27 protein-coding genes are annotated in these 26,681 nt (G+C 63.0%); 14 read left to right on the forward strand and 13 right to left on the reverse strand.

What is annotated here, in order from left to right; all coding sequences use genetic code 11:
* Positions 1-112: 112 nt before the first annotated feature.
* Positions 113-937, reverse strand: coding sequence for a L,D-transpeptidase (locus ACT54B_RS10125; RefSeq protein ID WP_476044630.1), 825 nt, complete (start codon positions 935-937; stop codon positions 113-115).
* A gap of 261 nt (positions 938-1,198) precedes the next feature.
* On the opposite strand from ACT54B_RS10125, the gene ACT54B_RS10130 reads away from it, so the two are divergent.
* Positions 1,199-1,852 (forward strand): DNA-3-methyladenine glycosylase I, encoded by a 654-nt coding sequence (locus ACT54B_RS10130; RefSeq protein ID WP_476044631.1) that lies wholly within the window; start codon positions 1,199-1,201, stop codon positions 1,850-1,852.
* Positions 1,849-2,292, forward strand: a complete 444-nt coding sequence (locus tag ACT54B_RS10135) for a hypothetical protein (protein WP_476044632.1) — start codon at positions 1,849-1,851, stop codon at positions 2,290-2,292. The genes ACT54B_RS10130 and ACT54B_RS10135 overlap by 4 nt, the downstream gene beginning before the upstream one ends.
* 3 nt (positions 2,293-2,295) lie before the next feature.
* Here the strand turns inward: ACT54B_RS10135 and ACT54B_RS10140 are convergent, their stop codons facing one another.
* From ACT54B_RS10140 to ACT54B_RS10155, 4 genes are read right to left on the reverse strand one after another with little or no spacing between them, the layout of a single operon-like run.
* On the reverse strand, positions 2,296-3,003 hold the full coding sequence (locus ACT54B_RS10140; RefSeq protein ID WP_476044633.1) for an HAD family hydrolase: 708 nt from the start codon (positions 3,001-3,003) through the stop codon (positions 2,296-2,298).
* Positions 3,000-3,794, reverse strand: coding sequence for a hypothetical protein (locus tag ACT54B_RS10145; RefSeq protein WP_476044634.1), 795 nt, complete (start codon positions 3,792-3,794; stop codon positions 3,000-3,002). The genes ACT54B_RS10140 and ACT54B_RS10145 overlap by 4 nt, the downstream gene beginning before the upstream one ends.
* The gene (locus tag ACT54B_RS10150) at positions 3,791-4,066 is read right to left on the reverse strand and encodes a type II toxin-antitoxin system RelE family toxin (RefSeq protein WP_476044635.1); all 276 of its coding nucleotides are present in this window, start codon (positions 4,064-4,066) and stop codon (positions 3,791-3,793) included. The genes ACT54B_RS10145 and ACT54B_RS10150 overlap by 4 nt, the downstream gene beginning before the upstream one ends.
* Complete coding sequence (locus tag ACT54B_RS10155) at positions 4,005-4,271, reverse strand: type II toxin-antitoxin system RelB family antitoxin (protein WP_476044636.1); 267 nt, start codon at positions 4,269-4,271, stop codon at positions 4,005-4,007. Before ACT54B_RS10155 ends, ACT54B_RS10150 begins: the two co-directional genes overlap by 62 nt.
* A gap of 168 nt (positions 4,272-4,439) precedes the next feature.
* Here ACT54B_RS10155 and hisS point away from each other — a divergent pair, with 168 nt between their 5' ends.
* The 3 genes from hisS (at position 4,440) to hisG (ending at position 7,934) form a co-directional block, all read left to right on the forward strand.
* A complete protein-coding gene (gene hisS / locus ACT54B_RS10160) occupies positions 4,440-5,954 on the forward strand; it encodes a histidine--tRNA ligase (protein WP_476044637.1) in 1,515 nt (504 codons plus the stop codon).
* A 160-nt stretch (positions 5,955-6,114) separates the two neighbouring features.
* The gene (locus tag ACT54B_RS10165) at positions 6,115-7,242 is read left to right on the forward strand and encodes an ATP phosphoribosyltransferase regulatory subunit (RefSeq protein WP_476044638.1); all 1,128 of its coding nucleotides are present in this window, start codon (positions 6,115-6,117) and stop codon (positions 7,240-7,242) included.
* Positions 7,239-7,934 (forward strand): ATP phosphoribosyltransferase, encoded by a 696-nt coding sequence (gene hisG / locus ACT54B_RS10170; RefSeq protein WP_476044639.1) that lies wholly within the window; start codon positions 7,239-7,241, stop codon positions 7,932-7,934. The genes ACT54B_RS10165 and hisG overlap by 4 nt, the downstream gene beginning before the upstream one ends.
* Positions 7,935-7,943: 9 nt before the next feature.
* Here hisG and ACT54B_RS10175 read toward each other — a convergent pair whose 3' ends face one another.
* Positions 7,944-8,288 carry a PilZ domain-containing protein gene (locus ACT54B_RS10175; RefSeq protein WP_476044640.1) on the reverse strand — a complete coding sequence of 115 codons (345 nt, stop codon included), beginning with the start codon at positions 8,286-8,288 and terminating at the stop codon, positions 7,944-7,946.
* A gap of 293 nt (positions 8,289-8,581) precedes the next feature.
* A complete protein-coding gene (locus ACT54B_RS10180; RefSeq protein ID WP_476044641.1) occupies positions 8,582-9,019 on the reverse strand; it encodes a DoxX family protein in 438 nt (145 codons plus the stop codon).
* A gap of 256 nt (positions 9,020-9,275) precedes the next feature.
* Between ACT54B_RS10180 and ACT54B_RS10185 the strand changes: the two genes are divergently transcribed.
* On the forward strand, positions 9,276-9,977 hold the full coding sequence (locus ACT54B_RS10185; protein ID WP_476044642.1) for a glutathione binding-like protein: 702 nt from the start codon (positions 9,276-9,278) through the stop codon (positions 9,975-9,977).
* A 49-nt stretch (positions 9,978-10,026) separates the two neighbouring features.
* On the opposite strand, the gene ACT54B_RS10190 is transcribed toward ACT54B_RS10185, so the two are convergent.
* The 3 genes from ACT54B_RS10190 to groES all read right to left on the reverse strand — a co-directional run bounded on the left by ACT54B_RS10190 (position 10,027) and on the right by groES (position 14,005).
* A complete protein-coding gene (locus tag ACT54B_RS10190) occupies positions 10,027-10,491 on the reverse strand; it encodes a hypothetical protein (RefSeq protein WP_476044643.1) in 465 nt (154 codons plus the stop codon).
* Positions 10,492-12,006: 1,515 nt separating this feature from the next.
* Entirely contained in the window at positions 12,007-13,644 is a 1,638-nt protein-coding gene (gene groL, locus ACT54B_RS10195) for a chaperonin GroEL (RefSeq protein WP_476044645.1), read from the reverse strand.
* Between the two features lie 64 nt (positions 13,645-13,708).
* On the reverse strand, positions 13,709-14,005 hold the full coding sequence (gene groES, locus ACT54B_RS10200) for a co-chaperone GroES (RefSeq protein ID WP_476044647.1): 297 nt from the start codon (positions 14,003-14,005) through the stop codon (positions 13,709-13,711).
* Positions 14,006-14,173: 168 nt separating this feature from the next.
* On the opposite strand from groES, the gene chrA reads away from it, so the two are divergent.
* The 3 genes from chrA to ACT54B_RS10215 all read left to right on the forward strand — a co-directional run bounded on the left by chrA (position 14,174) and on the right by ACT54B_RS10215 (position 17,600).
* Positions 14,174-15,625, forward strand: coding sequence for a chromate efflux transporter (chrA, locus tag ACT54B_RS10205; protein ID WP_476044648.1), 1,452 nt, complete (start codon positions 14,174-14,176; stop codon positions 15,623-15,625).
* A 101-nt stretch (positions 15,626-15,726) separates the two neighbouring features.
* The gene (locus tag ACT54B_RS10210) at positions 15,727-16,578 is read left to right on the forward strand and encodes a TIGR01459 family HAD-type hydrolase (RefSeq protein WP_476044649.1); all 852 of its coding nucleotides are present in this window, start codon (positions 15,727-15,729) and stop codon (positions 16,576-16,578) included.
* Between the two features lie 41 nt (positions 16,579-16,619).
* Positions 16,620-17,600: a bifunctional riboflavin kinase/FAD synthetase gene (locus ACT54B_RS10215; protein WP_476044650.1), complete on the forward strand. Its 981-nt coding sequence runs from the start codon at positions 16,620-16,622 to the stop codon at positions 17,598-17,600.
* On the opposite strand, the gene ACT54B_RS10220 is transcribed toward ACT54B_RS10215, so the two are convergent.
* A complete protein-coding gene (locus ACT54B_RS10220; protein WP_476044652.1) occupies positions 17,601-17,900 on the reverse strand; it encodes a type II toxin-antitoxin system RelE/ParE family toxin in 300 nt (99 codons plus the stop codon).
* Between the two features lie 46 nt (positions 17,901-17,946).
* Positions 17,947-18,180 carry a ribbon-helix-helix domain-containing protein gene (locus tag ACT54B_RS10225; RefSeq protein ID WP_476044653.1) on the reverse strand — a complete coding sequence of 78 codons (234 nt, stop codon included), beginning with the start codon at positions 18,178-18,180 and terminating at the stop codon, positions 17,947-17,949.
* A gap of 310 nt (positions 18,181-18,490) precedes the next feature.
* Between ACT54B_RS10225 and ileS the strand changes: the two genes are divergently transcribed.
* The 4 genes from ileS (at position 18,491) to ACT54B_RS10245 (ending at position 24,184) form a co-directional block, all read left to right on the forward strand.
* The gene (gene ileS / locus ACT54B_RS10230; protein ID WP_476044654.1) at positions 18,491-21,397 is read left to right on the forward strand and encodes an isoleucine--tRNA ligase; all 2,907 of its coding nucleotides are present in this window, start codon (positions 18,491-18,493) and stop codon (positions 21,395-21,397) included.
* Positions 21,398-21,553: 156 nt separating this feature from the next.
* On the forward strand, positions 21,554-22,177 hold the full coding sequence (locus ACT54B_RS10235) for a hypothetical protein (protein WP_476044655.1): 624 nt from the start codon (positions 21,554-21,556) through the stop codon (positions 22,175-22,177).
* Positions 22,178-22,291: 114 nt separating this feature from the next.
* The gene (locus ACT54B_RS10240; RefSeq protein ID WP_476044657.1) at positions 22,292-22,783 is read left to right on the forward strand and encodes an N-acetyltransferase family protein; all 492 of its coding nucleotides are present in this window, start codon (positions 22,292-22,294) and stop codon (positions 22,781-22,783) included.
* 141 nt (positions 22,784-22,924) lie between these two features.
* Entirely contained in the window at positions 22,925-24,184 is a 1,260-nt protein-coding gene (locus ACT54B_RS10245; RefSeq protein ID WP_476044658.1) for a hypothetical protein, read from the forward strand.
* A gap of 8 nt (positions 24,185-24,192) precedes the next feature.
* Here ACT54B_RS10245 and ACT54B_RS10250 read toward each other — a convergent pair whose 3' ends face one another.
* Complete coding sequence (locus ACT54B_RS10250; RefSeq protein ID WP_476044660.1) at positions 24,193-24,642, reverse strand: nucleoside deaminase; 450 nt, start codon at positions 24,640-24,642, stop codon at positions 24,193-24,195.
* 70 nt (positions 24,643-24,712) lie between these two features.
* Between ACT54B_RS10250 and ACT54B_RS10255 the strand changes: the two genes are divergently transcribed.
* Positions 24,713-26,680 carry a pseudouridine synthase gene (locus tag ACT54B_RS10255; RefSeq protein ID WP_476044662.1) on the forward strand — a complete coding sequence of 656 codons (1,968 nt, stop codon included), beginning with the start codon at positions 24,713-24,715 and terminating at the stop codon, positions 26,678-26,680.
* Position 26,681: the final 1 nt, after the last annotated feature.

The following is a 26,681-nucleotide window of genomic DNA, read 5'->3' on the forward strand; positions in this document are numbered from 1 at the left end:
ACGCCGGACTTCCCCCGGCCTGTCCCGATGCGAAGGCTAATGCGGATTTGCAAATCCGCAAGCAAAAAGGGGACCGCAAGGCCCCCTTTCAGCCGATCGAAGCCCGAAAAAATCAGAGCACGATGACTTTGGTTCCCACTTTGACCCGTTCGTAAAGGTCGACCACGTCCTCGTTGCGCATGCGGATGCAGCCCGACGACACCGCAAAGCCGATCGTCCAGGGCGCATTGGTGCCATGAATGCGGTAGAGCGTGGAGCCGAGATACATGGCCCGGGCGCCGAGGGGATTTTCCACGCCGCCTTCCATGCTGGCGGGCAGGATATGACCCTTGGCCGCTTCGCGGGCGCGCATTTCGGACGGGGGATTCCAGGTCGGCCATTCCTGCTTGCGGGTAATGCGGTGCGTGCCGCGCCATTCGAAGCCGGGTTTGCCGACGCCCACGCCATAGCGGCGGGCCTGGCCTTCGCCTGTAACCAGATACAGGAACCGGCTGTTCGTATCGATCACGATGGTGCCCGGCTTGGCGCTGGTGTCATAGGCGACATCCTGCGGCAGGTAGGCCGGATCGATCGGGCGGCGCGCCGGATCCTGTGCCGGCACGAACCCCACGGGCTGTGCCGCCGGATTGGCGGGATTGACCTGCTGCGGCAGAAGCGCCCGGCGTTGCCGGGAGGCGGGCTGTCCGAAGAGCGGTTGCGGCTGCTGGCGATGAACGATGACCCGCTGACCGCCATTCTGGAAGATCATCGGCCGGTAAACCACCTTGCGGGTAGAGTAGATCACCTGTCCGCCCTGTCCGAGTTGCATGATCCAGGGAGCGGTCAGCTCCGGGTTGACCATCACCGGTGCACCGGACTGATAGCGGCTGCCCGCTTCGGCTGGAAGCGGCGCAAGTGTGGCAAGGGCAAGAAGGATGGTGGCGGCTTTCTTCAGCATGGGCATACTCGCGACAAACAGCCGGATAGGTTCCGGCGACCCGTTCCAAAAAGCGGACAGCGCCGGAAAAGTTCCGGCCGGTCCTGGTCGCCATGGTGGCAACCATCCGCGAGATATTGGTTAACGGGTGGTCTTTCGCCTTTAACCGAAAGCATAAACCTTTTGTCAGGGTTAGCGCCCGGTTTTGAAACAGGGTAATCAGATGGTAAAAACGGCAAACCGGCCGCAGGGCCGCCGGATTTGATGGCAGGAAGGCACCAGATGTTTGAGGAAATCGAGGGAATCATCCGCGAGGAAGACGGGCAGGGGCGCTGTTTCTGGTATGGCGGCCTGGAAGATTACCGCCACTATCACGACGAGGAATGGGGCCGGCCCGTTACGGATGATACAAGACTGTTCGAAAAGATCTGCCTTGAAGGATTCCAGTCCGGCCTGTCCTGGTTGACGATCCTGCGCAAGCGGGAGAATTTCCGACGCGCCTTCGCCGGCTTCGATGTCCGCAGGGTTGCGGCCTTCGACGAGTCAGACGTGGCCCGCCTCGTCGCCGATCCCGGGATCATCCGCCATCGCGGCAAGATCGTCTCGACCATCAACAATGCCCGCCGCGCCATCGAACTCATCGAGGAAAAGGGCTCGCTTGCCGCCTTCTTCTGGGCCTATGAACCCGGCCCCGCCCAGCGCCCGGCGCGGGTAGACAAGGCGACCCTCTGCGCCAATCCGACGACCGAAGTCTCCGTCCGCCTGTCCAAGGACCTGAAGAAGCGGGGCTGGACTTTTGTCGGGCCGACCACGGTTTACGCCTTCATGCAGGCCATGGGTCTGGTAAATGACCATATTGAAGGGTGCCACTGCCGGCCCTCCGTCGAGAAGCTGCGGCAGGACTTCAAGCGCCCCGTGACGATGGATCGAACATGACCGACAAACGCCTCTATAGCCGCCGCGCCCTCTTCGGCCTTGGCCTTCTCGCAACCGGACTGGCGGCGTGCGGGCCTGCGCTTGCCATGTACGAGCTTTATCCCGGGGAGCGTCTTCAGGGCATTGCCGTGCCGCTGAAGGGGCCGTTGACCCTGTCCGGCTGGACGCGGGATGGGCGCGGCGTCGTCTACAGCCTTCAGGTCAAGGCGGGCGAATCCTTCCGCTTCCAGTTCAAGCCGCGCAACAATTTCGTCGGCCTGGTCATTTTCGATGAGGTTGGCGAGGACGAGGATGAGCTTTTCTCCACCCAGGGTGGGGCAGCCGACAAGGTGCTGAAATCCGACAAGGATGCGGTCTGGATCATCCGGCCCTATTATGCGCGCATGTCGCCGCGCCGTGGGCTCGGCGCTCCCTATTCCATCGTCATCACGCCGCAATAGGCCTCACGCGACGATATCGGCAATAACAGGCAAAAGGGCGCCGAGATCGGGAATTTCGCGGAACCGCGGCGCATCCCGTGGCGGCTCCACATGCTCCAGCACCCAGGTGAGGGGATGGGGAACGAAGATGCCCCAGGCGCCGGCCGCCAATGCCGGCACGATATCCGATTTCAGCGAATTGCCGATCATGGCGGCGCAATCCGGCCCGCCGGCGGTTCTGGAGAAGATCCGCCGATAGGTCGTCGGCGATTTGTCGGACACGATCTCCACCGCATCGAAGAAATCCCCGAGGCCCGACTGGGCGAGCTTGCGCTCCTGGTCGAACAGGTCGCCCTTGGTGATCAGCACCAGATAATACTCGCCCCGCAACTGTTCGAGCACCGACCGGGCATGGGGCAGCGTCTCGACCGGATGTTTCAGCAGATCCCGTCCGATGGCCAGAATCTCTGAAATGACGCTCGAGGGGACGCGCCCCTCCGTCACGTCGAGCGCCGTTTCGATCATGGACAGGGTGAAGCCCTTTATTCCGAAGCCGTAATAGGAAAGATTGCGCTTTTCCGCTTCCAGCAGTCGGGCGGATACGTGTTCGCCATCCGCATAGTCCGCGAGAAGCGAGGCGAAGTGCCGTTCGGTCAGGCGATAGAAATGCTCGTTCTGCCACAGGGTGTCGTCCGCATCGAAGCCGATGGTCGAGAGCTTGCGCAGACTCATGCCGGATATCTCCGTGGCGCGTTGAACAGATGCGCCATTACCCGATGGCGCAGGGCGTAATTCTTGGCGGATTCGCCCATGGGCGCAACCATCCAGTCCCAGCTTGCGTCCGGCTCTGGCAGGGGCACACCATGCATGAGGTCCACACCGTCCTGCCGGCTTCCCGCCCGGTCGAGGATGTCGAAACCGGTGTCGGTCAGAAGAAGCGCCGGGCAGGAAAGTCCTGCAAGGCCCTCCACATGCCGGGCGATGACCTCCCTCAGCAGGGTTTCCCGCTCGGTATCGCCGATTCCCGGCCGCTCGCGGTCGATCCGGCGTGCGGCGCCGATGCCGAGCTGGGACAGGAGGTTGGCGGAAATCACCAGATCCAGATAGGGCACCTGCGCGAGAAAGGCGAGGGGGTCGGGACGTTGGTCCTGCCCACCGGCTGAAAAGCCCGACAGGTCCCGGTGGATGAACCGCACATTCTTCAGACCGCCGAAGGCGATACGCAACCGGACCGGCGCGAGATGGACGAGATCGATCAGGATTACCGTATCGAAGGCGCGGCTGAGAAGTGTGACCGGCACGTCGCGCAGCAGGCCGGAACCGAGCACGACGCAGCTTCTGCGGCTGGAAAGACGGGCGACCGTTTCTCCGATGACGCGATGGCATTCCTGCTCATGCGGCCGCCAGTGCCGGGCGCAACGGTTTGCCCGCGACCAGAGGCTGACCGACGAGGCGAGATGGGGACGGAACTCCCTCGGCGTGAAAGGCCAGCTCGCCCCGTAGTTCAGCGCCTCGACGATCATCGATAGATACTGCTCCTGTGGCCGATTTCGATCACCAGGACCACGAGTTCCCGATCCCGGATCTCGCAGATGATGCGATAGTCACCCACACGGTAGCGCCATCTGTCCCTGAAGTCAGGCCCATGCATGGCTTGACCGATCTGTCTGACGTCGTCGAGCTGTGCGAGCCGCTCTTCCAGAAAGTGATAGATCCGACCGCGCTGCTTCGGATCAAGCCTTTCGACGAATTTTCTTATCGACTTCCGGTAGGTGATCGTCCAGCGCGAGCCCACTCCAAAACTCCTTGGCGTCTACAATCTCGTCCTCGCCGTTGCGAATGCGCTCCATGGCGGCGTCGGCGGCCTTCATGTCTTCCACGTCCTCGACCGCTTCCAGAATGGCGTCGAGGAGGAAGCGTCTCACCGGCACGCCTCGTTCGGCGGCTGCGGCCTCGGCGCGGTTGAAAAGCTCTTCGGGAATATCGAATGGCTGGCGCATGCGGTCCTCGCACTGGCTCCTTGAAATACGGGTGATGATACGCCTTTTGCGGGTCCCTGGCCAGCGGGCTTTTGATGCGGTGCTAAAACACCCGCCGCCCTTGCCGCTGCGGGCTCAATCCGCTAGGAAACCGCTCGAACAAGAAGCCCTGGATGCAAGAGTACCCCCATGAGCGAAAAGTCCAAGAAACCGCAGAAGCTGAAAGCCCGCTTGCCTCGTGGTTTTGTCGACCGCCATGCGGGCGATATCCGCGCGGTCGAGGAGATGGTGGCGAAGATCAAGGCGGTCTACGAGCGCTACGGCTTCGATCCCGTGGAAACGCCGCTCTTCGAATATACGGACGCGCTGGGCAAGTTCTTGCCCGACAGCGACCGGCCAAACGAGGGCGTCTTCTCGCTGCAGGACGACGACGAGCAGTGGATGAGCCTGCGCTACGATCTGACCGCGCCGCTCGCCCGCCATGTGGCCGAGAATTTCAACGAGATCCAGCTGCCCTACCGCACCTATCGGGCGGGTTACGTCTTCCGCAACGAGAAGCCGGGTCCGGGGCGCTTCCGCCAGTTCATGCAGTTCGATGCCGACAGCGTCGGCGCACCCGGCGTCCAGTCGGATGCGGAAATGTGCATGATGATGGCCGATACGCTGGAAGCGCTGGGCATCAAGCGCGGCGATTACGTGATCCGGGTCAACAACCGCAAGGTCCTCGACGGCGTGATGGAAGCCATCGGGCTCGGCGGTGACGAGAATGCCGCCCGCAGGCTGAATGTGCTGCGCGCCATCGACAAGATGGACAAGTTCGGCGAGGAAGGCGTGCGGCTGTTGCTCGGCCCGGGCCGGAAGGATGAAAGCGGCGACTTCACCAAGGGTGCGGGGCTCGACGACGCACAGATCGGCAAGGTCCTGTTCTTCGTCGGGATCCGGGATTATGCGGCGAGCGCGGCGGAGCTTGCTGCCCTTGTGGCCGGAACCTCGAAGGGTGCGGAAGGTGTCGAAGAGCTGAACCTCATCGGGGCGCTTGTTTCCGGCGCCGGCTATGACAGCACCCGCATCAAGATCGACCCCTCGGTCGTCCGGGGCCTCGAATATTATACCGGCCCTGTCTATGAGGCCGAACTGACCTTCGACGTCATCAACGAAAAGGGCGAGAAGGTCGTCTTCGGTTCCGTTGGCGGGGGCGGGCGCTATGATGGGCTCGTCTCGCGCTTCATGGGCCAGCCGGTCCCGGCAACGGGGTTTTCGATCGGCGTCTCGCGCCTGATGACCGCGCTGAAGAATCTCGGCAAGCTCGGACAGGACGAGGTGCTGGCACCCGTGCTCGTCACGGTGATGGATGGCGATGTAGAGGCCATGGGCCGCTACCAGCGTTTCACGCAGGCCCTGCGCAACGAGGGCATCCGGGCGGAGATGTATCAGGGCAACTGGAAGAAGTTCGGCAACCAGCTGAAATATGCCGATCGCCGCGGCTCGCCGGTCGCCATCATTCAGGGCGGCGACGAGCGCGCCTCCGGTGTGGTGCAGATCAAGGACCTGATCGAGGGCAAGCGTCTGTCCGGCGAGATCGAGGACAATGCGACCTGGCGCGAGGCCCGCGTCGCGCAGGTCACCGTGCCGGAAGCCGAGCTTGTGGAGACCGTCAAGCGCATTCTCGCCGAACAGGCCGAGGATCGGGCGAGGGCGAAGTAATGTTTGTGCCTGGTTTCCCCTCAGCTCCCTGCCGGCATCCTCTCCCCGAGGGCAGAGGCGGGAATGCAGGCCGCGCCGCGCCTTTCTTCTCCTCGACGGGGATAAGCGGGCGGCAGCCGGGCGAGGGGGCTGCACGCGCCATGCCGTACGAGGTCGTCCTATGCCTTTGATGAAGCTGCCCGCCTTTGCGGCGGAACTTTCCGATCTTCTGGCGGCCCGTGGCACCGAGCGGGTCGATACCCCGGTCATCCAGCCCGCCGAACCCTTTCTCGACATGGCCGGCGAGGATCTGCGCCGCCGTATCTTCATGACCGAGGACGAGACGGGCGCGAGCCTCTGCCTGCGGCCCGAATTCACCATTCCCGTCTGCCTGCGTCACATCGAGACCGCAACCGGAACGCCACGTCGTTATGCCTATCTCGGCGAGGTGTTCCGCCAGCGCCGCGAGGGGCCGAAGGAATTCTATCAGGCGGGCATCGAAGATCTGGGCGATGCCCAGACCGCTGCCGCCGATGCCCGCGCGGTGGCCGATGCCTTCGCGGTGTTGAACGCTCTGGTCCCAAACCGGACGATCACCACGCTGCTGGGCGATCAGGCGGTGTTTGAAGCGGTCGTGGCGGCACTTGGCCTGCCGGCCGGCTGGCAGAAGCGCCTGATCCATGCCTTCGGCAACATGAACCATCTCGAGCAATTGCTGACCCGCCTTGCCGAGCCTGAGGCCGTGACCGGCCTGACGCCCGAGGTCCGCGCCCTTCTGGACGCGCATGACGAAGCCGCGCTTGTCGGCTGGATCGACCGCACCATGGTGGAAACCGGCTATTCCACCAATGCCAGCCGCAGCCCGGAGGCCATCGCCCGCCGGTTGAAGCAGAAGCGGGCGCTTGCGGAAACCCGCCTCGACCCCGCCAAGATTGCCGTGCTGCGCCGGTTCCTTTCCCTTTCGGTGCCGCTCTCCGATGCTTCGGCAGCGCTGGACGGCTTTGCAGCCGGAGCCGGCCTCGATCTCGGTGCGGCCCTCGGCGGCTTCCGGGCGCGCGTGGCCGAATTGTCGGCCGCCGGCGTGGAGACGGCGTCGATCACCTATCGCGCCGCCTTCGGGCGACCGCTCGACTATTATACGGGCCTCGTCTTCGAGGCGGCTGACGAAAATGGCGCGGTGCTGGTGGGCGGTGGGCGCTTCGACCGTCTGCTGACGCTGCTGGGGGCCGAGCACCCCATTCCGGCCGTCGGCTTCGCCGTCTGGCTCGACCGCATCGAAACGGCCCGCGCTCAGGGAGTTCGCCCATGACGATCACCATCGCGCTGCCCTCCAAGGGACGAATGAAGGACGATGCCTCGGCGATCTTCGAGCGTGCCGGCCTGAAGATCACCGGCATCGGCAATGACCGGAATTATCGGGGCCGCGTTGAAGGTCACGACGATATTGAAATCGCCTTTCTCTCGGCTTCCGAAATTGCCCGCGAGATCGGCAACGGCTCGGTCGATTTCGGGGTGACCGGCGAGGACCTGGTGCGCGAGGGGCTGGCCGACGCGGATCGCCGCATGGAAATTTCCGCGCGCCTCGGCTTTGGTCATGCGGATGTGGTGGTGGCTGTGCCGGAAATCTGGCTCGATGTCACAACCATGGCCGATCTTGGCGATGTGGCGGCCGATTTCCGCGCCCGCCATGGACGGCGGCTTGCCATCGCGACGAAATACTGGCGGCTGACCCAGCAATTTTTCTCGGCCCAGCACGGGATCCAGCTCTACCGGATCGTGGAAAGCCTGGGAGCCACGGAAGGAGCGCCTGCGGCGGGCTCCGCCGATATCATCGTCGATATCACCTCGACAGGCTCGACGCTGGTGGCCAATCACCTGCGGGTTCTGGACGACGGCATCATTCTGAAATCCGAGGCTTGCCTGATGCGCGCAAGGAAACCTCTCCACGACGGCAACAAGCGCATTGCCGAAATTGCAGAGAAGGTGCGTGCGGCGCTCTGAGCGCCTGCCTCAGGCCTGGAGCACCTTCGGCTTGGGCTTCAGATCGTCATGGAAAAAGCGGAAATAGGATTGCACCTGGGCATAGGTGCTGGACGTGTGCTTCAGGCGCAGACCGACCGTTCCGTTGCGATACCAGGAGACCGTGCCCGTCAGATGGCCCAGTTCCGGCCCGCTGAAGGAAACGGGAATACCGGGCTGCATGTCGCGTGGCTCGGAAAGCTGAAGGCCGATCCCCTGTTCGGAGAGATTGACGACGCGGCAGAGAATTTCCGCATTCAAATATTTGAGCCGTCCGAAAAGGCGCACATCCGAGCGTGTCTCTTTTCGGGCCTTAATTCCAGCATCCTGATTCATATTGCAAAACTCCCACCTGAAAATCGGCTGTGGGGGCGTTTATATCGCTAATATGTTTTATAGGCATGAACTTGATCTCTAGAATTTGATTCATTCCCTGCTTCTTTTAGGGATTAGGAACATGGCATATCGAAAATCATATAAGTCATTGATATTAAATAGATAAAAATTCAGTTTCCCGGAGGGAGACGGGAATTGCGAGTGGTATTTGCCCGCTTCCTGTCTCGTTTCGAAACAACGAAGCCCCTCGCGCAAGGCCTGCGGAGGGGCTTCTGAATTGAAATGGTTCAGTATCAGGCAAGAGCCGGTGCGCCGCGGCGGGCATCGATGGAAAGGGCACCCGCACCCACGGTCGCGAGCAGGATATAGGCGCCGGCCAACGTCAGGTTCTTCATCATCATGATCTGGTTGAACATGGTCAGCATGCCATTCGCTTCCGGCGAGAAGCCGGGCATGTTGATGGCGCCGCCATGGAAGACGAAGGCGGTGAAGATGCAGAAGAGAGCCAGGGCCCAGCCGACGATACGAACCTGAAAGCCAACCAGAACGGCCAGCCCGGCTACGAGTTCGAACAGACCGGCAAGATAGGCGAGGGCAGTCGGAGCCGGAAGACCGGCACCTGCAATCATGCCGGCCGTGCCGCTGGCATCCGCCAGCTTGCCGAAGCCGGCCATGATGAACATGAAGGCGAGCAGGGCGCGGGCGACCAGAAGAAGGATATCGCGGGACATGGAGAAACTCCTTGAAAGGGGCGAGAGCCAACCGGCGACAACCGGCGGGGAAACTCAGACGATCGTTACGTCAAATGACTGGCGTAACGAACAACTGACACAAGGGTTACCGAATTATTGACAAAGGATAAATATAAACAATGAGCAACACATTGTTCAAAAATTCTGAACATCGGACGACTAAGTTTTATAGGACAACCATATTGCCCGCTGTGCCGGCAGTTCCTACGTTGGGTGGGAACAAAGGAGAACCGCCATGACCGACCTTTCTGCATTCCCCGTCACTCAACGCTGGCCTGCGGCCAATCCCGACCTGCTTCAGCTCTATTCGCTCGCGACGCCGAACGGCGTGAAGGTTTCCATCGCTCTGGAAGAGCTTGGCATTCCCTATGAAGCCCACAAGGTCACCTTCGCCGACAATTCCCAGAAGAGCCCGGAATTCGTGTCCCTGAACCCCAACGGCCGCATTCCGGCGATCCTCGATCCGCATGGGCCCGGCGGCAAGCCGCTCGGCCTCTTCGAGTCCGGCGCCATTCTGGTCTATCTGGCAGAAAAGGCGGGCAAGCTGCTTCCTGCCGATCCGGCGGCCCGTTACGAAACCATGGCCTGGGTATTCTTCCAGATGGGTGGGGTTGGCCCCATGTTCGGCCAGTTCGGCCATTTCTTCAAATATGCGGCGGACAAGGTTGCGAACAACCCCTATCCGGTGGAACGCTACCGTGACGAAGCCAAGCGGCTTCTCGGCGTGCTGGAGGCGCGGCTTGAAGGCAGGACCTATCTGATGGGAGATGACTACACCATTGCGGACATCGCCACCTTCCCCTGGGTGCGGGGCACGGACGTGTTCTACAATGCCCGCGAGGTGCTGGAGCTCGATCGCTTCCCGAATGTCATGGCCTGGGTGGAGCGGTGCTGGTCCCGCCCTGCGAGCCAGAAGGGATGGGCCGTGCCCGCCTGAAAACGTGCAGATTGCGTACCTCGAACCCGGCCTCTGGCCGGGTTTTTCGTCAGGCGAACCGGGCCATGGCCGGCAGAAGCGTCTGCGAGATCTCTTCTTCCAGCTTGAAGCGGGGAAAGAGAAAAACGCCACCCAGCACCAGCTCCGTCGCATCGCGGGCCACGGTCGAGCGGGCAATGCAGAAGACCGGCTGGCTGCGGCCCTGACCGAGCAGGATGGTGGAGGAATAGCAGAAGGAGGAGGGCGCAGAGGACGCCTGTTCGAACAGGCCGAGAATATGACGGCGATCCGCAGGATCGTAGGCGCGGGTCAGGCTGGTCAATCCACACCGGCCTGGCACCAGTTCATGCAGCGCAGCCGTCCAGGTGCCGATGGTGATCAGGCCATCATCCAGATTGGCGGACCATTCCTCGCTGATGCAGAAATCCGCAAGGCCCTGCTCCACGGACAGCCGTTCGGAAACGGCTAGCGGGCGCAAGGATGACCTGTCGGCAGTCTCGACGATCTTGAACACGTCTATCCCCCAGTTCGGCCGCGGCGGCAGCCGTCAAACCTCAAAACAGCCGTCCATGTGCCCAAACACACTTTTCGGTTGCTTTAATCAGGGCATGCTGCCTTTGAGCGCACACGGCGCGGCCGGACAGAATGCTTCGTTCCGGGAATTTACGTTGTCCACAACCCCTAGCGAGACAATCATAAACGACGGAACCGCGGTCCGCAGAGCTGGGCATGTCCAGATGCGGGATCGTCATTCTTATGATTGCCGAACACGGCATCGATTGTTTTGATGGATGACGAACCGAACAAATCATTTCGGCGGATGGATGTATAAATCAGCCAAAGAATAATGCAATATCATTTTATGGCTGCATAATTTCACAGTAATTGCCCGATTCCTGCATGAAACGGCATATTCTGTCGCGGCGCAGATTGTGCCGCACCGGCACATTCTACCCACCCGAATGTCTTTCTTGTAACCTCAAGGACTTGGCATGGTCCGCTTGTCCACACGCAAGAACGGACAACAGCGCAAGCCGGAGGCCGCGACGTCCACCGCTTCTGAAGCAACTACCAAAGGTAGAAAAAGAATCTCCGCTGCGCCGGGAAAGAGGCGCTGCGCTCGCCGCCCGGACTTACCCTGTCGCAACGAAAGCCCCAGGCTCGACGTCATCCTCGGGCCTGTCCCGAGGATCTGCAAACGTCTCAGGATCTGGAGGCCGGCAGATGCTCGGGACAAGCCCGAGCATGACGTAGCGATCCAGATGCGGCCACAATAAACGAAGCCGGCCCTCCCGAGCCGCCCGGACTTTTCCTGCCGCCACGAGAGCCCCGCGCTCGGCGTCATCCTCGGGCCTGTCCCGAGGATCTGCAAACGTCTCGGAACTTGAGAGGCCGGCAGATGCTGGGGACAAGCCCCGAGCATGACGTGACGATCCAGATGCGGCCACAATGAACGAAGCCGGCCCTCGCTCGCCGCCCGTACTTTTCCTGCCGCCAGGAAAGCCCCAGGCTCGACGTCATCCTCGGGCTTGTCCCGAGGATCTGCAAAGGTCTCCGAATCTGAGAGGCCGGTAGATGCTCGGGACAAGCCCGAGCATGACGTAGCGATCCAGATGCGGCCACAATAAACGAAGCCGGCCCTCCCGAGCCGCCCGGACTTTTCCTGCCGCCACGAGAGCCCCAAGCTCGACGTCAGCCTCGGGCCTGTCCCGAGGATCTGCAAATGTCTCGGAATCTGAGAGGCCGGTAGATGCTCGGGACAAGCCCGAGCATGACGTAGCGATCCAGATGCGGCCACAATGAACGAAGCCGGCCCTCCCGAGCCGCCCGGACTTTTCCTGCCGCCAGGAAAGCCCCAGGCTCGACGTCATCCTCGGGCTTGTCCCGAGGATCTGCAAAGGTCTCGGAACTTGAGAGGCCGGCAGATGCTCGGGACAAGCCGAGCATGACGTCACAACGTGCTGCCACGAAAAAAGGCGGCCCTTGCGAGCCGCCTTCCTGATGTCAGTCCGAATGGACCGACAGATGATTACATCATGCCGCCCATGCCGCCCATGTCGGGCATGCCGGCGCCGGCCGGTGCATCCTTCTTCGGAGCGTCGGCGATCATGGCTTCGGTGGTGATCAGCAGGGAGGCAACCGAAGCGGCATCCTGCAGAGCGGTGCGAACCACCTTGACCGGGTCGACGATACCCATGGCGATCATGTCGCCATATTCGCCGGTCTGGGCGTTGTAGCCGAAGTTGTCGTCCTTGGTTTCAAGGATCTTGCCGACGATGATCGATGCTTCGTCACCGGCGTTCTCGGCGATCTGGCGGCACGGAGCCTGCAGGGCGCGGCGAACGATGTTGATGCCGGCTTCCTGGTCCTGGTTCACGCCCTTGGCGGCGATCTTCTGGGCCGAGCGGAGGAGGGCGGTGCCGCCACCGGGGACGATACCTTCCTGAACGGCAGCGCGGGTCGCGTTGAGCGCGTCGTCGATGCGGTCCTTCTTTTCCTTCACTTCGATTTCGGTCGCACCGCCGACACGGATGACGGCAACGCCGCCAGCGAGCTTGGCAAGACGCTCCTGCAGCTTCTCGCGGTCGTAGTCGGAAGAGGTTTCTTCGATCTGGGCCTTGATCTGGGCAACGCGGCCTTCGATCTCGGACTTCTGGCCAGCACCGTCAACGATGGTGGTGTTTTCCTTGGAGATCGAAACCTTCTTCGCACGGCCGAGCATGTCGAGCGTGACGTTTTCCAGCTTGATGCCGATGTCTTCGGAGATGACCTGGCCACCGGTGAGGATCGCGATGTCTTCGAGCATGGCCTTGCGGCGATCGCCGAAGCCCGGAGCCTTGACGGCAGCAATCTTCAGGCCGCCACGCAGCTTGTTGACGACGAGCGTTGCAAGAGCTTCGCCTTCGACGTCTTCAGCGATGATGACGAGCGGCTTGCCGGTCTGGACGACGGCTTCGAGCACCGGCAGCATGGCCTGGAGGTTCGAGAGCTTCTTTTCGTGCAGCAGGATGAAGGCGTCTTCGAGGTCAGCCACCATCTTTTCGGCGTTGGTCACGAAGTAGGGCGACAGGTAGCCGCGGTCGAACTGCATGCCTTCCACGACTTCGAGTTCGGTTTCGGCGGTCTTGGCTTCTTCAACCGTGATCACGCCTTCATTGCCGACCTTCTGCATGGCTTCGGCAATGTCGAGACCGATCTGGCGCTCACCGTTTGCGGAGATGGTGCCGACCTGGGCAACTTCTTCCGAGGTGTTGATCTTCTTGGCCTTGGCCTGGAGATCGGCAACCACTTCGGCAACGGCGAGATCGATGCCGCGCTTCAGGTCCATCGGGTTCATGCCGGCAGCAACGGCCTTGGCGCCTTCGCGAACGATCGCCTGGGCCAGAACGGTTGCGGTGGTGGTGCCGTCGCCGGCGATGTCGTTGGTCTTGGAAGCGACCTCACGAACCATCTGGGCGCCCATGTTCTCGAACTTGTCTTCCAGTTCGATTTCCTTGGCAACCGAGACGCCGTCCTTGGTGATGCGCGGTGCGCCGAAGGACTTGTCGATGATGACGTTACGACCCTTCGGGCCGAGGGTAACCTTTACGGCATCCGCCAGGATGTCGACGCCGCGCAGCATCTTTTCGCGTGCGGTACGGCCAAACTTGATATCTTTTGCAGCCATTTCTCTTAACTCCCGGGCCTCTAGTGCCCACTGGTTGTCAATTCAAAGGATGGGTGTCCGGCTATCAGCCGATGATGCCCATGATGTCGGCTTCCTTCATGATCAGAAGGTCTTCGCCGTTGAGCTTCACTTCGGTGCCCGACCACTTGCCGAACAGCACGCGGTCGCCGACCTTGACGTCGAGAGCAACAATCTTGCCGGACTCATCGCGGGCGCCGGAGCCGACAGCGACGACTTCGCCTTCCTGCGGCTTTTCCTTGGCGGTGTCCGGAATGATGATGCCGCCCTTGGTCTTTTCTTCAGACTCGACGCGACGAACGACGACGCGATCGTGAAGCGGACGGAAATTGGTGCTTGTCATTGTCTATTCCCTCGATCAAATGACTTGGCGGATTGTCATGAAATCCGCGTGGATGGGTGTTAGCACTCGCCCTTGGTGAGTGCTAGCGGCTTGGAGATAAGGATGGCCCATCGGAGAGTCAAGAACGGCGCATGGAAAAAAAATTGCCTGCGTCAGGGGGCGTGAAACGTGGTTAAGCGCAGCCCGCGCCCGGCCGCCGTGCCGGAGGCCGCACCCGCCGCACTGCCTTCGCTCCCGGAAGCCACCCGCACCTGGGCGCGCATCGGCCTCCTGAGCTTCGGCGGACCGGCTGGCCAGATCGCCATGATGCACCGAGTTCTGGTCGAGGAGAAGAAGTGGATCGGCGAGGAGCAGTATCTCCACGCCCTGAATTTCTGCATGCTCCTGCCCGGTCCGGAAGCGCAACAGCTCGCCACCTATTGCGGCTGGCTGCTGCATGGCAAGAAAGGCGGGCTGATTGCCGGCACGCTCTTTGTGCTGCCGGGTCTTCTGGTCATTCTCGCCCTCTCGGCGCTCTATGCAAGCTTCAGTGAAGCGCACTGGCTGGACAGTCTTTTCCTCGGCCTGAAGGCAGCCGTGCTGGCCATCGTCATCGAGGCCTTGATCCGCGTCGCCAGGCGGGCGCTCGTCAGCCCGTTTCACAAGGGCGTGGCCGCCGCTGCCTTTCTGGGGCTCTTTCTGTTCAACCTGCCTTTTCCGCTCGTCATCGCTGCGTCCGCGCTCGCCGGTTATCTGGCCGTCCGGCGCGGCTGGATCGACAGGCCGAAGCTGAAGAAGCTGCCGGCGCTAAAGGGCAAGCGGCCGAAGAAACCCGGCTGGCGGGCGACGCTCGGCACGGTGTTCCAGTGGACGCTGATCTGGATGGCGCCCCTGCCGCTTCTGTGGCTCCTGCCGGCGGATCCGGATCTGATCGCCGAAGTCATCAACGGCGCGCCCAACACCTTCGCGACGGTCTTCCTGTTCTTTTCCAAGATGGCGCTGGTGACCTTCGGAGGCGCCTATGCGGTTCTGGCCTATGTGGGGCAGGTGGCCTCCAGCCACTATGCCTGGCTGAATGCTGGCGAGATGCTCGATGGGCTGGCGCTGGCCGAGACCACGCCGGGGCCGCTGGTGCTGGTGCTGTCCTATGTCGGCTTCCTGGCGGGCTACCGCAATCCGGCCGGCTTTCCGGCGCTGGCGGGCGGCATTGCGGGCGGCGTGCTCGCGGCCTGGGCCACCTTCCTGCCCAGCTTTCTCTTCATCTTCGCGGGCGCACCCTATATCGAGCGGCTGCGCACCAACCGGGCACTGACCGGCGCGCTTTCCGCCGTAACCGCAGCCGTGACGGGCGTCATCCTCAACCTCACCGTCTGGTTCGGGCTGCATGTCCTTTTCCGCACCTCCTATCGCATCCCGCTCCTGACCTATGGTACCGGCACCATGGCGGGCGAAACGCAGATCCCGATCATGTCCCTGCCGGTGCCCGATCTCTGGACGCTCGACGGGCCTGTGGCGGTGCTGACGGCGCTGGGAGCGCTCCTCGTCTTCCGGTTCAAGGCCGGCATGCTGACCGTGCTGGGCCTTGCGGCTGGCCTCGGCATTCTGTGGCGGCTTGCCGCGCCGATGATCGGCCTCGAATGAGGCTAAGGTCGTTGCGGGAACGAAAAAGTGCCGCATCGCGCTTGCCTTCCTTTCCGTCCTTTGCCATGTCACCTCACCGAACATTATTCTATGGACCTGTCATGGCTCAGCGCATTGCCCGTTTCGAAGAGATCGCCCGCGGCTACGACGTGGTGCTCTGCGATGTCTGGGGTGTGCTTCACAACGGCATCGATGCCTTCGCCGAAGCCTCCGACGCGCTGGTCGCGGCGCGAAAGGGGGGCGCGTCCGTTGTGCTCATCACCAATTCCCCGCGCCCGACGCCCGGAGTGATTGCGCAACTGAGGCTGATTGGCGTGCCCGACGAGGCCTATGACCAGATCGTGACCTCGGGCGACGTAACCCGCAAGCTGATTGCCGAAGGCCCGAGAAAGGTCTTCCTGCTCGGCCCCGACCGGGATTTTCCGCTGCTCGAAGGCCTTGACGTGACCCGCACCGGCGCCGAGGAGGCCGACTGCGTGGTCTGCACCGGCTTCTTCGATGACGAAAGCGAAACGCCGGAAGATTACCGCGACATGCTCGCCGCCTTCATCGCGCGGGGCGTGCCGATGATCTGCGCCAATCCCGATCTGGTGGTGGAGCGCGGCGCGCGCATCATTCCCTGTGCGGGCGCCATCGCCGCGCTGTATGACCGCATGGGCGGCGAGACGCGCATTGCCGGCAAGCCGCACAGGCCGATCTACGAGGCTGCCCTGTCGCTCGCCGCGGAACTGCGCGGCGGACCGGTGGACAAGGCCCGCGCGGTTGCCATCGGCGACGGCATGGTGACCGACGTGCGCGGCGCGCTCGATCACGGCCTCGACCTCCTTTATATCAGCGGTGGAATCCACGCTGCCGACTATGCCGAGAACGGTCGTGTCAACGAGGTGCTTCTCTCCGCCTTCCTCACCAAGCATAATGCCCATGCCCGCTACTGGATGCCACGGCTGGCCTGAGGCCGGACGGAGGGGACACCAGTCGATTTCAAGGACCTGCCATGACCGTCTTCCATCGAAATGACAGCCTGTCGCCGCTTCCCGAGCATCTGCGGGGCGGGGTCGTGGCCATCGGCAATTTCGATGGGGTGCATCGCGGACATCGCGCTGTCCTGGAACGGGCATTGCATCTGGCGGAAGCCCGGGGCCGTCCGGCTCTGGTCTTGACCTTCGAACCCCATCCGCGCTCGCTGTTTCGGCCCGACCAGCCGGTCTTCCGCATCACGCCCGCACCGCTCAAGGCGCGTATTCTCGAAGCGCTCGGCTTCCAGGGCGTGATCGAATATCCCTTCACGCTGGAATTCTCCCAGCAGTCTCCGCAGGATTTCATCCAGGCGATCCTGATCGACTGGCTGGGCGTTTCCGATGTGGTGACGGGCTTCGATTTCCACTTCGGCCGTAACCGCGAGGGCGGACCGGCCTTCCTGATGGATGCCGGCACCCGCCATGGCTTTGGCGTCACGCTGGTCGATGCCTTCCGCGACGAGAATGCCGATGTGATCTCCTCGAGCCGCATCCGCGACCGGATCGCCGAGGGGCAGGTGGCGGAAGCGGCCGGCCTGCTCGGCTATCGCTACACCGTGGAAGCCGAAGTCATCCACGGCAAGCAGCTCGGCCGCACGCTCGGCTACCCGACCGCCAACATGGCGCTGCCCATGGAGGTCCCGCTCCGGCCCGGCATTTATGCGGTCAAGTTCCGCATGGGCGACGGCTCGATCCACAACGGCGTCGCCAGCTTCGGCCATCGCCCGACGGTGACCGAGAACGGCCGGGCGCTGCTCGAAACCTTCGTCTTCGATTTCTCCGGCGATCTCTACGGCCAGATCTGCGCCGTCTCCTTCTTCGGCCATCTCCGCGACGAGCAGAAATTCGACGGCCTGGAAGCGCTGGTGGTGCAGATGGAGCAGGACGACCAGGAAGCCCGCGCACTCCTTGCCGGCGTCACCCCGCTCGGCCCCGTGGATGCGGCGGTGTGTTTCTGATCATCTTTCGCCGAACAGCAGACGGTTCATGTCCCTGCTGGCCCGAACCACGTGGAGAATGACGACCCGGTCGCCCAAGGTGCGATAGAGGATCAGATAGTCTCGGTGCACCCGGCGCCGGATCTGTTTGCTCCGATGGGACGCGAACAGGGGAAAGGCGAGGGGAATATCCCTCAGTTCCTCGCACTTCGTGACGAGCTCAGCGAGAAAAGTGGCGGCACGCGCCGGGTTGTGCACCGCGATGAAATCACCGATCGCGATAAGGTCTGCCTCTGCCTTCGAGGTAAAGACGACGTCCATTGTGAAAATTTCTTAAACAAAAAATATAGAAAATGCGTCCTCCGGCTCAGCCGGCGAAGCGCTTCGTCAGTCGGGCCCGAACATCCGCGGCGGCGTGGATCCGGCCGGCGTCGAGATCCGCAAGTCCCTCTTCGATACCCGCGTCTATGGACTGGAGAAGGCGCTCCCGTTCCGCAACGAGGCGAACTCCTTCCTGCAATACGTCACTGGGTGACGAAAACCGGCCGCTTTCCACAAGCTGCTCCACAGTCTCTTCGAGTTTGCCGAGTTCGACTCTCATGCGGGATGCTCTCCGGTTCATGAGCGACAGCTTAACAGAAACCGGCTGGCCCGTCCATCATGGCTTTTGGCAGCTTGCCAAAACCCCTTTCCTTTCGCGGGAAAAACGCTTAAACAACCGGCCATCATGAGTGAGCTTTCAAGGCGTTCCATTCTTCGAATTATCGGCCCGGCCTTCCGCGCGATCTGACGCTGCTGGAAGTCCGGGATTTCCGCCGTTCCCGGCAGGTGAACGCGCACCCCAACGCCTCCCTTTTTTATCATCCCCGCGCCATGCCCCTGTACGGCAGCGCTCCAGAATGGCCGAGACCATGACCGATACCGAAACCAAGATCGACTACTCCACCACGCTCTATCTGCCGCAGACCGAGTTTCCGATGCGTGCCGGCCTGCCGCAGAAGGAGCCGGAAATGGTGGCCCGCTGGCAGAAGATGGGCCTTTACAAGCGCCTGCGTGCCTCTTCCGCTGGCCGCGTCAAGTTCGTGCTGCATGATGGCCCGCCCTATGCCAACGGCAACATCCATATCGGCCATGCGCTGAACAAGATCCTGAAGGACGTGATCGTCCGCTCCTTCCAGATGCGCGGCCGCGATGCGAACTACGTGCCCGGCTGGGATTGCCACGGCCTGCCGATCGAATGGAAGATCGAGGAAAAATACCGCGAGAAGGGCAAGAACAAGGACGAGGTTCCGGTCAACGAGTTCCGTCAGGAATGCCGCGAATTCGCCAGCCACTGGATCGGCGTGCAGACCGAGGAGTTCAAGCGCCTCGGCATCGAGGGCGATTTCGAGAACCCCTACACGACCATGGCCTTCCATGCGGAAGCCCGCATCGCCGGCGAACTGCTGAAGATCGCCAAGAGCGGCCAGCTCTATCGCGGCTCCAAACCGGTCATGTGGTCGGTGGTCGAGCGCACCGCGCTCGCCGAAGCCGAAGTCGAGTATCAGGATTACGAGAGCGACACGGTCTGGGTGAAGTTCCCGGTCACGAAGGGGCCGGAGGATTTCGCCGGTGCATCCGTCGTCATCTGGACCACCACCCCCTGGACCATGCCGGGCAACCGCGCAATCGCCTTCTCGTCGCGCTATCCCTACGCGCTGTTTGAAGTGGAAACGGCCGAAAACGCCTTCGGCCCGCAGCCGGGCGACCGGCTGATCTTCGCGACGCGTCTCGCCGATGACTGCGCTGCCAAGGCCAAGGTCTCGCTGAAGATGGTTCGCCATATCGAGCCGGAAGAACTGGGTTCCGTCGAATGCGCCCATCCGCTGGCAGCGCTCGGCTATTCCTTCCGCGTGCCGCTGCTCGATGGCGACCATGTCACGGATGATGCCGGTACCGGCTTCGTGCACACCGCACCGGGTCACGGCCGCGAGGACTTTGATGCCTGGATGGCGGAAGCCCGCAATCTCGAAGCCCGCGGCATCTCGTCCAAGATCCCCTTCACCGTTGACGATGCTGGCTTCTACACCGCCGACGCGCCCGGCTTCGGCCCGGACCGCGAGGGCGGACCGGCCCGCGTCATCGACGACAAGGGCAAGAAGGGCGATGCGAATGATGCGGTCATCAAGGCGCTGATCGCAGCGAACAACCTCTTTGCCCGCGGCCGCCTGAAGCACACCTATCCCCATTCCTGGCGCTCCAAGAAGCCGGTGATCTTCCGCAACACGCCGCAGTGGTTTGTCTACATGGACAAGACGCTGGATGACGGCCGGACGCTGCGCGACCGCGCGCTGTCGGCCATCGACGACACCCGCTTCGTGCCCGCCGCTGGCCAGAACCGCCTGCGCGCCATGATCGAGGGCCGCCCGGACTGGGTGCTCTCGCGCCAGCGCGCCTGGGGCGTGCCGATCGCCGTCTTCGCAGATGAAAAGGGCGAGATCCTGGTCGATGACGCGGTGAATGCCCGCATTCTCGAAGCCTTCGAGGCCGAAGGGGCGGACGCCTGGTTTGCCGAAGGCGCGCGCGAGCGCTTCCTGGGCAGCCGCGCGTCGGAAGGCTGGACGCAGGTCAAGGACATCCTCGACGTCTGGTTCGACTCGGGCTCCACCCACACCTTCACCCTGGAAGACCGTCCGGACCTCAAGTGGCCGGCCGATGTCTATCTGGAAGGCTCCGACCAGCATCGCGGCTGGTTCCATTCCTCGCTGCTCGAAAGTGCCGCGACCCGGGGTCGCGCCCCCTATGATGCCGTCATCACCCATGGTTTCACCATGGATGAGAAGGGCCAGAAGATGTCGAAGTCGCTCGGCAACGTCGTCTCGCCGCAGGACGTCATGAAGGAATCGGGCGCCGATATCCTGCGCCTTTGGGTCATGACCACCGATTATTGGGAAGACCAGCGCCTCGGCAAGACGATCATCCAGACGAATATCGATGCCTATCGCAAGCTGCGCAACACCATCCGCTGGATGCTCGGCACGCTGGCGCATGACAAGGGCGAGGAGATCGCCCTTGCCGACATGCCCGAGCTCGAAAAGCTGATGCTGCACAAGCTGGCTGAACTGGACCGGATTGTGCGCGAGGGCTACGACGCCTTCGACTTCAAGAAGATCTCCCGCGCGCTGATCGATTTCTCGAATGTCGAGCTTTCGGCCTTCTACTTCGATGTCCGCAAGGATGCGCTCTACTGCGATGCCCCGTCGAGCCTGAAGCGCCGCGCTTCCCTCGCGGTCATCCGCACGATCTTCAACTGCCTCGTCACATGGCTGGCGCCGATGCTGCCCTTCACGACGGAAGAGGCCTGGCTTTCGCGCTATCCGGACAAGGAAAGCGTCCATCTGGAGCAGTTCCCGGCCGTACCCGCCGAATGGCTGAACCCGGCGCTCGACGAGACCTGGGAGAAGATCCGCACCGTCCGCAAGGCCGTGACCGGCGCACTCGAAATCGAGCGCCGCGAAAAGCGCATCGGCTCCTCGCTGGAAGCAGCCCCCGTCGTCCACGTCGCCGACAAGGACCTTCTTGCGGCGCTGACCGGGCAGGACTTTGCCGAGATCTGCATCACCTCGGCCATCACCGTGCTCGAGGGTGAGGGCCCGACGGACGCCTTCCGTCTGGAGGATGGCACGAAGGTCGCGGTCGAGCCGAAGCTCGCTTCGGGCAAGAAATGCGCCCGCTCCTGGAAGATCACCGAGGATGTGGGTTCCGACCGCGATTATCCGGACGTGTCGGCGCGCGATGCGGCGGCTCTGCGGGAGCTCGGGATCGCTCCGGCGGCCTGATGTGGCTCAAATTGAGGATGACCGGCCGGATGAATTGCGCTTTCGTGGTTCATCCGGTACAACCGGCCTGAAATTGGCCGGATTTCCGGGGCAGGGCTTTCTGGAACAGGGGCTTGGTCCCATGAAATGGCACACCGGCAAGGCTGGAAGGGTTACATGCGCAATCTGAGTGCAATTCGCGTCATCGCCGGTGTTGCCGGCCTTCTCGTTGCCACGACTGGCCTGAGCGGCTGTGTCGGCAGCCCGACCTACGGTACCGGCACATCCGCTGCCGAGCAGCTGGTGGACGATATCGGCAAGGCGGCCACCATCGGAAGCGCGAAGTCCAAGAACATCAAATACGCGCCGCGCCCGGGTCTCGTCGTGCCGCCGACCGGGGAGCAGACCGCGCTTGTTACGCCGCAGCAGTCGGTCGCCAGCAAGGATAACGGGCAGTGGGCGGAAAGCCCGGAAGAGATGCGCGCCCGTCTCGCCCAGGAAGCGGAAGAAAACCGCAACAACGTCAATTATCAGTCGCCGCTGGCCAAGGGGCCGGGGTTCGGCGACAAGCCGGGCACCTCTTCCTCCGCCCAGTTCGCGCAGTTTCGCGAGAACCTGAAGACGGAAAAGGGCAATTACGACGGCCGTCGTTTTCTCTCGGATCCGCCGACCAATTACCGTCAGGCCGATCCGAATGCTTTGACCGATCTCGGCGAGCCGGAAAAGGCCAAGGAAAAGCGCCGTCGCAAGGCCGCCACCGTTTCCGGCACCGGCAGCAACTGGTGGCAGCCCTTCCAGTAAGCCATCCCCAGAATTTGGGGGTCGTGTTCGACTGCCAGACGCGCAATCTGTTCGCGGCCGCTTCGCTCGAAGCGGCCGTTTTCATGTCCGACATCGCCTGCCAGGAACCCATTCATGACCTTTGTCCTACGCCCCGCCCGTCCCGCCGACGCTGCCACCATTCTGCGCTTCATTCGCGAGCTTGCCGCCTATGAGCGGGCCGAAAACGAGGTCGAGGCGACGGAAGAAACGATCCGGCAGTCGATTTTCGGGGACGGAGCCGTCACCCATGCATTGATTTGCGAAAAGGATGGCAAGGCCGCTGGATTCGCCGTCTGGTTCTACAATTACTCGACCTGGCAGGGACGCAACGGTCTCTACCTCGAGGATCTTTACGTCACGCCGGAGTTTCGCGGCACCGGCGCCGGCAAGCTCATCCTCCGCCACCTCGCGGAACTCGCCGTGGAAAAAGGATGTGGCCGTTTCGAATGGAGCGTGCTCGACTGGAACGAGCCGGCCATTCGCGTCTACAAATCGATCGGTGCCGAACCCCAGGACGAATGGATCCGCTACCGGTTGTCCGGCCAGGCCTTGCGCGATTTCGCCAGCGGCCGGGTGGAGGCCTGACGGCCTGTTGCCGGGCGGCAGGACGGGCCAAAGACCGGCTTCGGGCTTGCAGCCAAAAATGGTCGCTCCGCGATATTGCGTTGATAAGTGATCCGGCTAGGGTGAGCCACCTGAGGACATCCCGATCGACTGGACCCCACCATGAACCGCTCCCTCCTTGCCGCCGCCGCGCTCGTCCTTGCGTGGGGCACTGCCCATGCAACCGATATCAAGACCTACAAGGGAAGGATCGGCAAACTGCCGATCCTTCTCGAAATCACCGACCCCCTGGCGAACGGCACGCGGGAAGGCCGCTACAGCTATGTCAGGAAGGGGATCGATATTCCCCTGCATGGCAAGGCCAAGGGCGCGTCCGGCCTGGTTCTGGTGGAGGAGGCCCCCTGCAACACAAAGCTTTGCGGCCCGGCGGGCGGTGAGGGCGATGCGCAAAAGCCGGCGCCCATCGCGGCCGACTGGACGCTGACCGTCGCCGGCGACCGCATCACCGGCACCTGGACGGATCGCAAGAGCAAGAAGGCTTTGCCTGTCGCGCTCGATTATGTGGACGCCCGTCCGCTGGAAGGGGAGATCGGTCCCGATACGCCGCTGACGGTGGACTATATTCCCTCCGGTAGCGAAGCGGCAAATTATCCCTATGATTGGCTAAAACTGTCCGGCCCCAACAAGAAGGGTAGCGTTCAGGAGTTCAACGGCAGCACCTTCCGGATCGACGAGGACGAGAGGATCGGGTCCGGTTACCCGGTCGTGGAAAGCCTTTCCAAGGGCAGCCCGGATAAGGTCAACACTTGGCTCGCGGGCGAACGCATGTCCATGGTGCTGCGGGATTATGCTTGCGCCGCAAAGGATTATCAGGCCTTCGGCTGGAACGAGTTTGTGCAGGATGTTTCCGGGCCCTATCGCTCTGAACAGAATGGCACCCTGGACTATCTTTCCGACCGTCTGATCGGCATCACGGAGAGCGGTTCCTTCTTCTGCGGCGGCGCCCATCCCGACAATTCCATCGTCTACAAGCTCGCCGATGTCGAGACCGGCCAGAGCATCGCGCCGGAATCGCTGCTGAAGGGCTTCCGCTTTGTCGATTATGACGGAAATCCGATGAAGCCCGAGGATCAGACCGATGAGAAGACCGGCCATTATGCACCGGAGCCGGCCTTGATCGAAAAGATCAAGAAGGAGCGCCCGGTGGACGAAAGCGAAGCGGAAAGCGGCTGCGAGATGGACATGCTGATCGAGCAAAACCTCTCCGTGGCCTTCAAGGGGCACAATCTCGTCTTTGTGCTCAAGGATGTGCCCCACTATGCCAGCGCCTGCCAAGAAGATCTCATGAGCATTCCCCTGAAGGATGCACGCGACCTGCTGACGGAAGAGGGGCAGCGCTATTTCGTCGAGCTTGACGGTTAGTCCGGCGCTCAGCGCCGTTCGGCAAAAAACGCCCTGAGGATGCCGGCCGCCTCCTGTTCCGCGATCCCCGAATAGACATCGGGGGCGTGGTGGCAGGTCGGCTGCCGGTAGAAGCGTGCACCGTGATCCACCCCGCCGCCCTTGGGATCTTCCGCCCCGTAATAGAGGCGGCGGATGCGGGCGAAGGAGATCGCCGCGGCGCAGAGCGTGCAGGGTTCGAGCGTGACGTAGAGATCGGCCCCTTCCAGCCGCTCGTCATCCAGCGCCGCAGCGGCGGCGCGGATGGCCAGAACCTCCGCATGGGCGGTAACATCCTTCAGCTCCCGCGTCCGGTTTCCCGCAGCGGCAAGGATTTCCCCGTCGCGCACGATCACGGCGCCAACGGGCACCTCGCCGCGCATTGCCGCTGCCCGCGCCTCCTCAAGGGCGCGCTCCATGTACGGATTTGTCTCCGTCATCCGCAGATTTCCTCTTAACCCCGGCCTTTCGACCTGATAGGACACCGGGTCAAACCAAGGCAAACAGCAAATGACATCCAAAGACAAGTCCAGCCGTGGCGGCAAACCGGCCGCCGGGCGCAATAGCGCCAACAGGAACCGTTCCGACAAGCCCGCGGGCAAGCCGCCCGCCAAGCGTTTTGGCGGCGCCAAGGCGGCCGGCAAGCCGTTCGACGGCGAGAAGTCCGAGCGTCCCGCAAAGCCGCGCTCGTCCGCTCCGGCTGCCCGTGGCGATGGCGAAGGCCGTTCGTCCGCCCGTTTCGGCGGCGAGAAGCGCGAGGGCCGTTCCTTCGACAAGGCCGGACCCAAGGCCGGTGGTTTCAAGTCTGGCGGGAAGCCGAAGGGCGATATGCGTCCCCGTCCGGCACCCCAGCCGGTCGAGGCCGGCATCGACGGCCAGAAGCCCGAGCGCATTTCCAAGCTGCTTGCCCGTGCGGGCGTTGCCTCCCGTCGCGATGTCGAGCGGATGATCATGGAAGGCCGCGTGAGCGTCAACGGCACCGTGCTCGACACGCCCGTGGTGCTCGCGACCCTGTCCGACAAGATCGAGGTCGATGGCATGCCCATCCGTGGCATCGAGCGCACGCGCCTGTGGCTCTACCACAAGCCCGCTGGCCTCGTGACAACCAATTCCGATCCGGAAGGCCGACCGACCGTTTTCGACAACCTGCCGGAAGATCTGCCGCGCGTGCTGTCCATCGGCCGTCTCGACATCAACACCGAAGGCCTGCTGCTGCTGACCAATGACGGTGGCCTGTCGCGCGTGCTGGAACTGCCCTCCACCGGCTGGCTTCGCCGCTACCGCGTGCGCGCCTATGGCGAGATCGATCAGGCCAAGCTCGACAAGCTGAAGGACGGCATTGCCGTCGACGGCGTGCTCTATGGCGGCATCGATGCGGTGCTGGACCGGCAGCAGGGCCACAATGTCTGGATCACCATGGGGCTCCGCGAAGGCAAGAACCGCGAGATCAAGAACGTGCTCGGCGCGCTCGGTCTCGAGGTCAACCGCCTGATCCGCCTTTCCTACGGCCCGTTCCAGCTCGGCGACCTGCCGGAAGGCGCGGTCGTGGAAGTGCGCGGCCGTCTGCTGCGCGACCAGCTGGGTCCGCGCCTGATCGAGGAGGCGCATGCCAATTTCGAGGCGCCGATCTACAATCAGCCGGTACGCGACCAGGACGATGAGGACGGTGCCGACGAGGCCGCGCCGAAACGCGGTGCCCGCGAAGAGCGCCCGAAGGCGGATTGGGGCGCCGAGCGTTCCGAAGGCCGCAAGGGTGGTCCGGGCGGCAAGCCTTTCCGGGAAAAGTCCTTTGACCGGGGCGAGCGCGGCGACCGGGGCGACAAGCAGTTCGATGCCGCGCCGAAGCGCAAGCCCATGGGAACCAACCGCACCACCAATGTGTGGATGGCGCCGGGCGCCAAGCCGCTTTCGGAAAAGCAGCGCTCCAAGCGGGGCGCGATCCCGAATGCCAAGCCGGTTGTGGCCAGCCCCGATCTCAAAGGCCCGCGCGTCAAGGTGACCCGCGCCGCCGAGGATCGCGACTGGATCCGCGCCGAAAACCCGGCACCGAAGGAAGAGGGCGGCTTCGGCGGCAAGAAGCGCTTCGGCGACCGGCCGGACCGCGGCGACCGTCCCCCGCGTGGCGACCGCCCCGACCGGGGGGATCGTCCGCCGAGAGGAGACCGTCCTGAGCGTGGTTCGTTCGGCGACCGTCCGCCAAGGGGTGACCGCCCGGATCGCGACGACCGTCCGGCCCGTGCCGAACGCAGCGAGCGCGGTTCCTTCGGCGACCGGCCCGAGCGGTCGGGACGTCCCGGTGGCGGCAAGCCCTCCGGGGACCGTCCCTTCGGCGGCAAGCCTTCGGGCGGCAAGTCCTTCGGTGGAAAACCCTCCGGCGGCAAGTCCTTTGGCGGCAAGCCGTCCGGCGGCCGCCCCGGTGGCGGGCGCCCTGGTGGTGGCCGTCCGTCCGGCGGAGCCCCGCGCGGGCGCAAGGGCTGAT

The sequence above is a fragment of the Gellertiella sp. DMC107 genome, assembly GCF_056313605.1.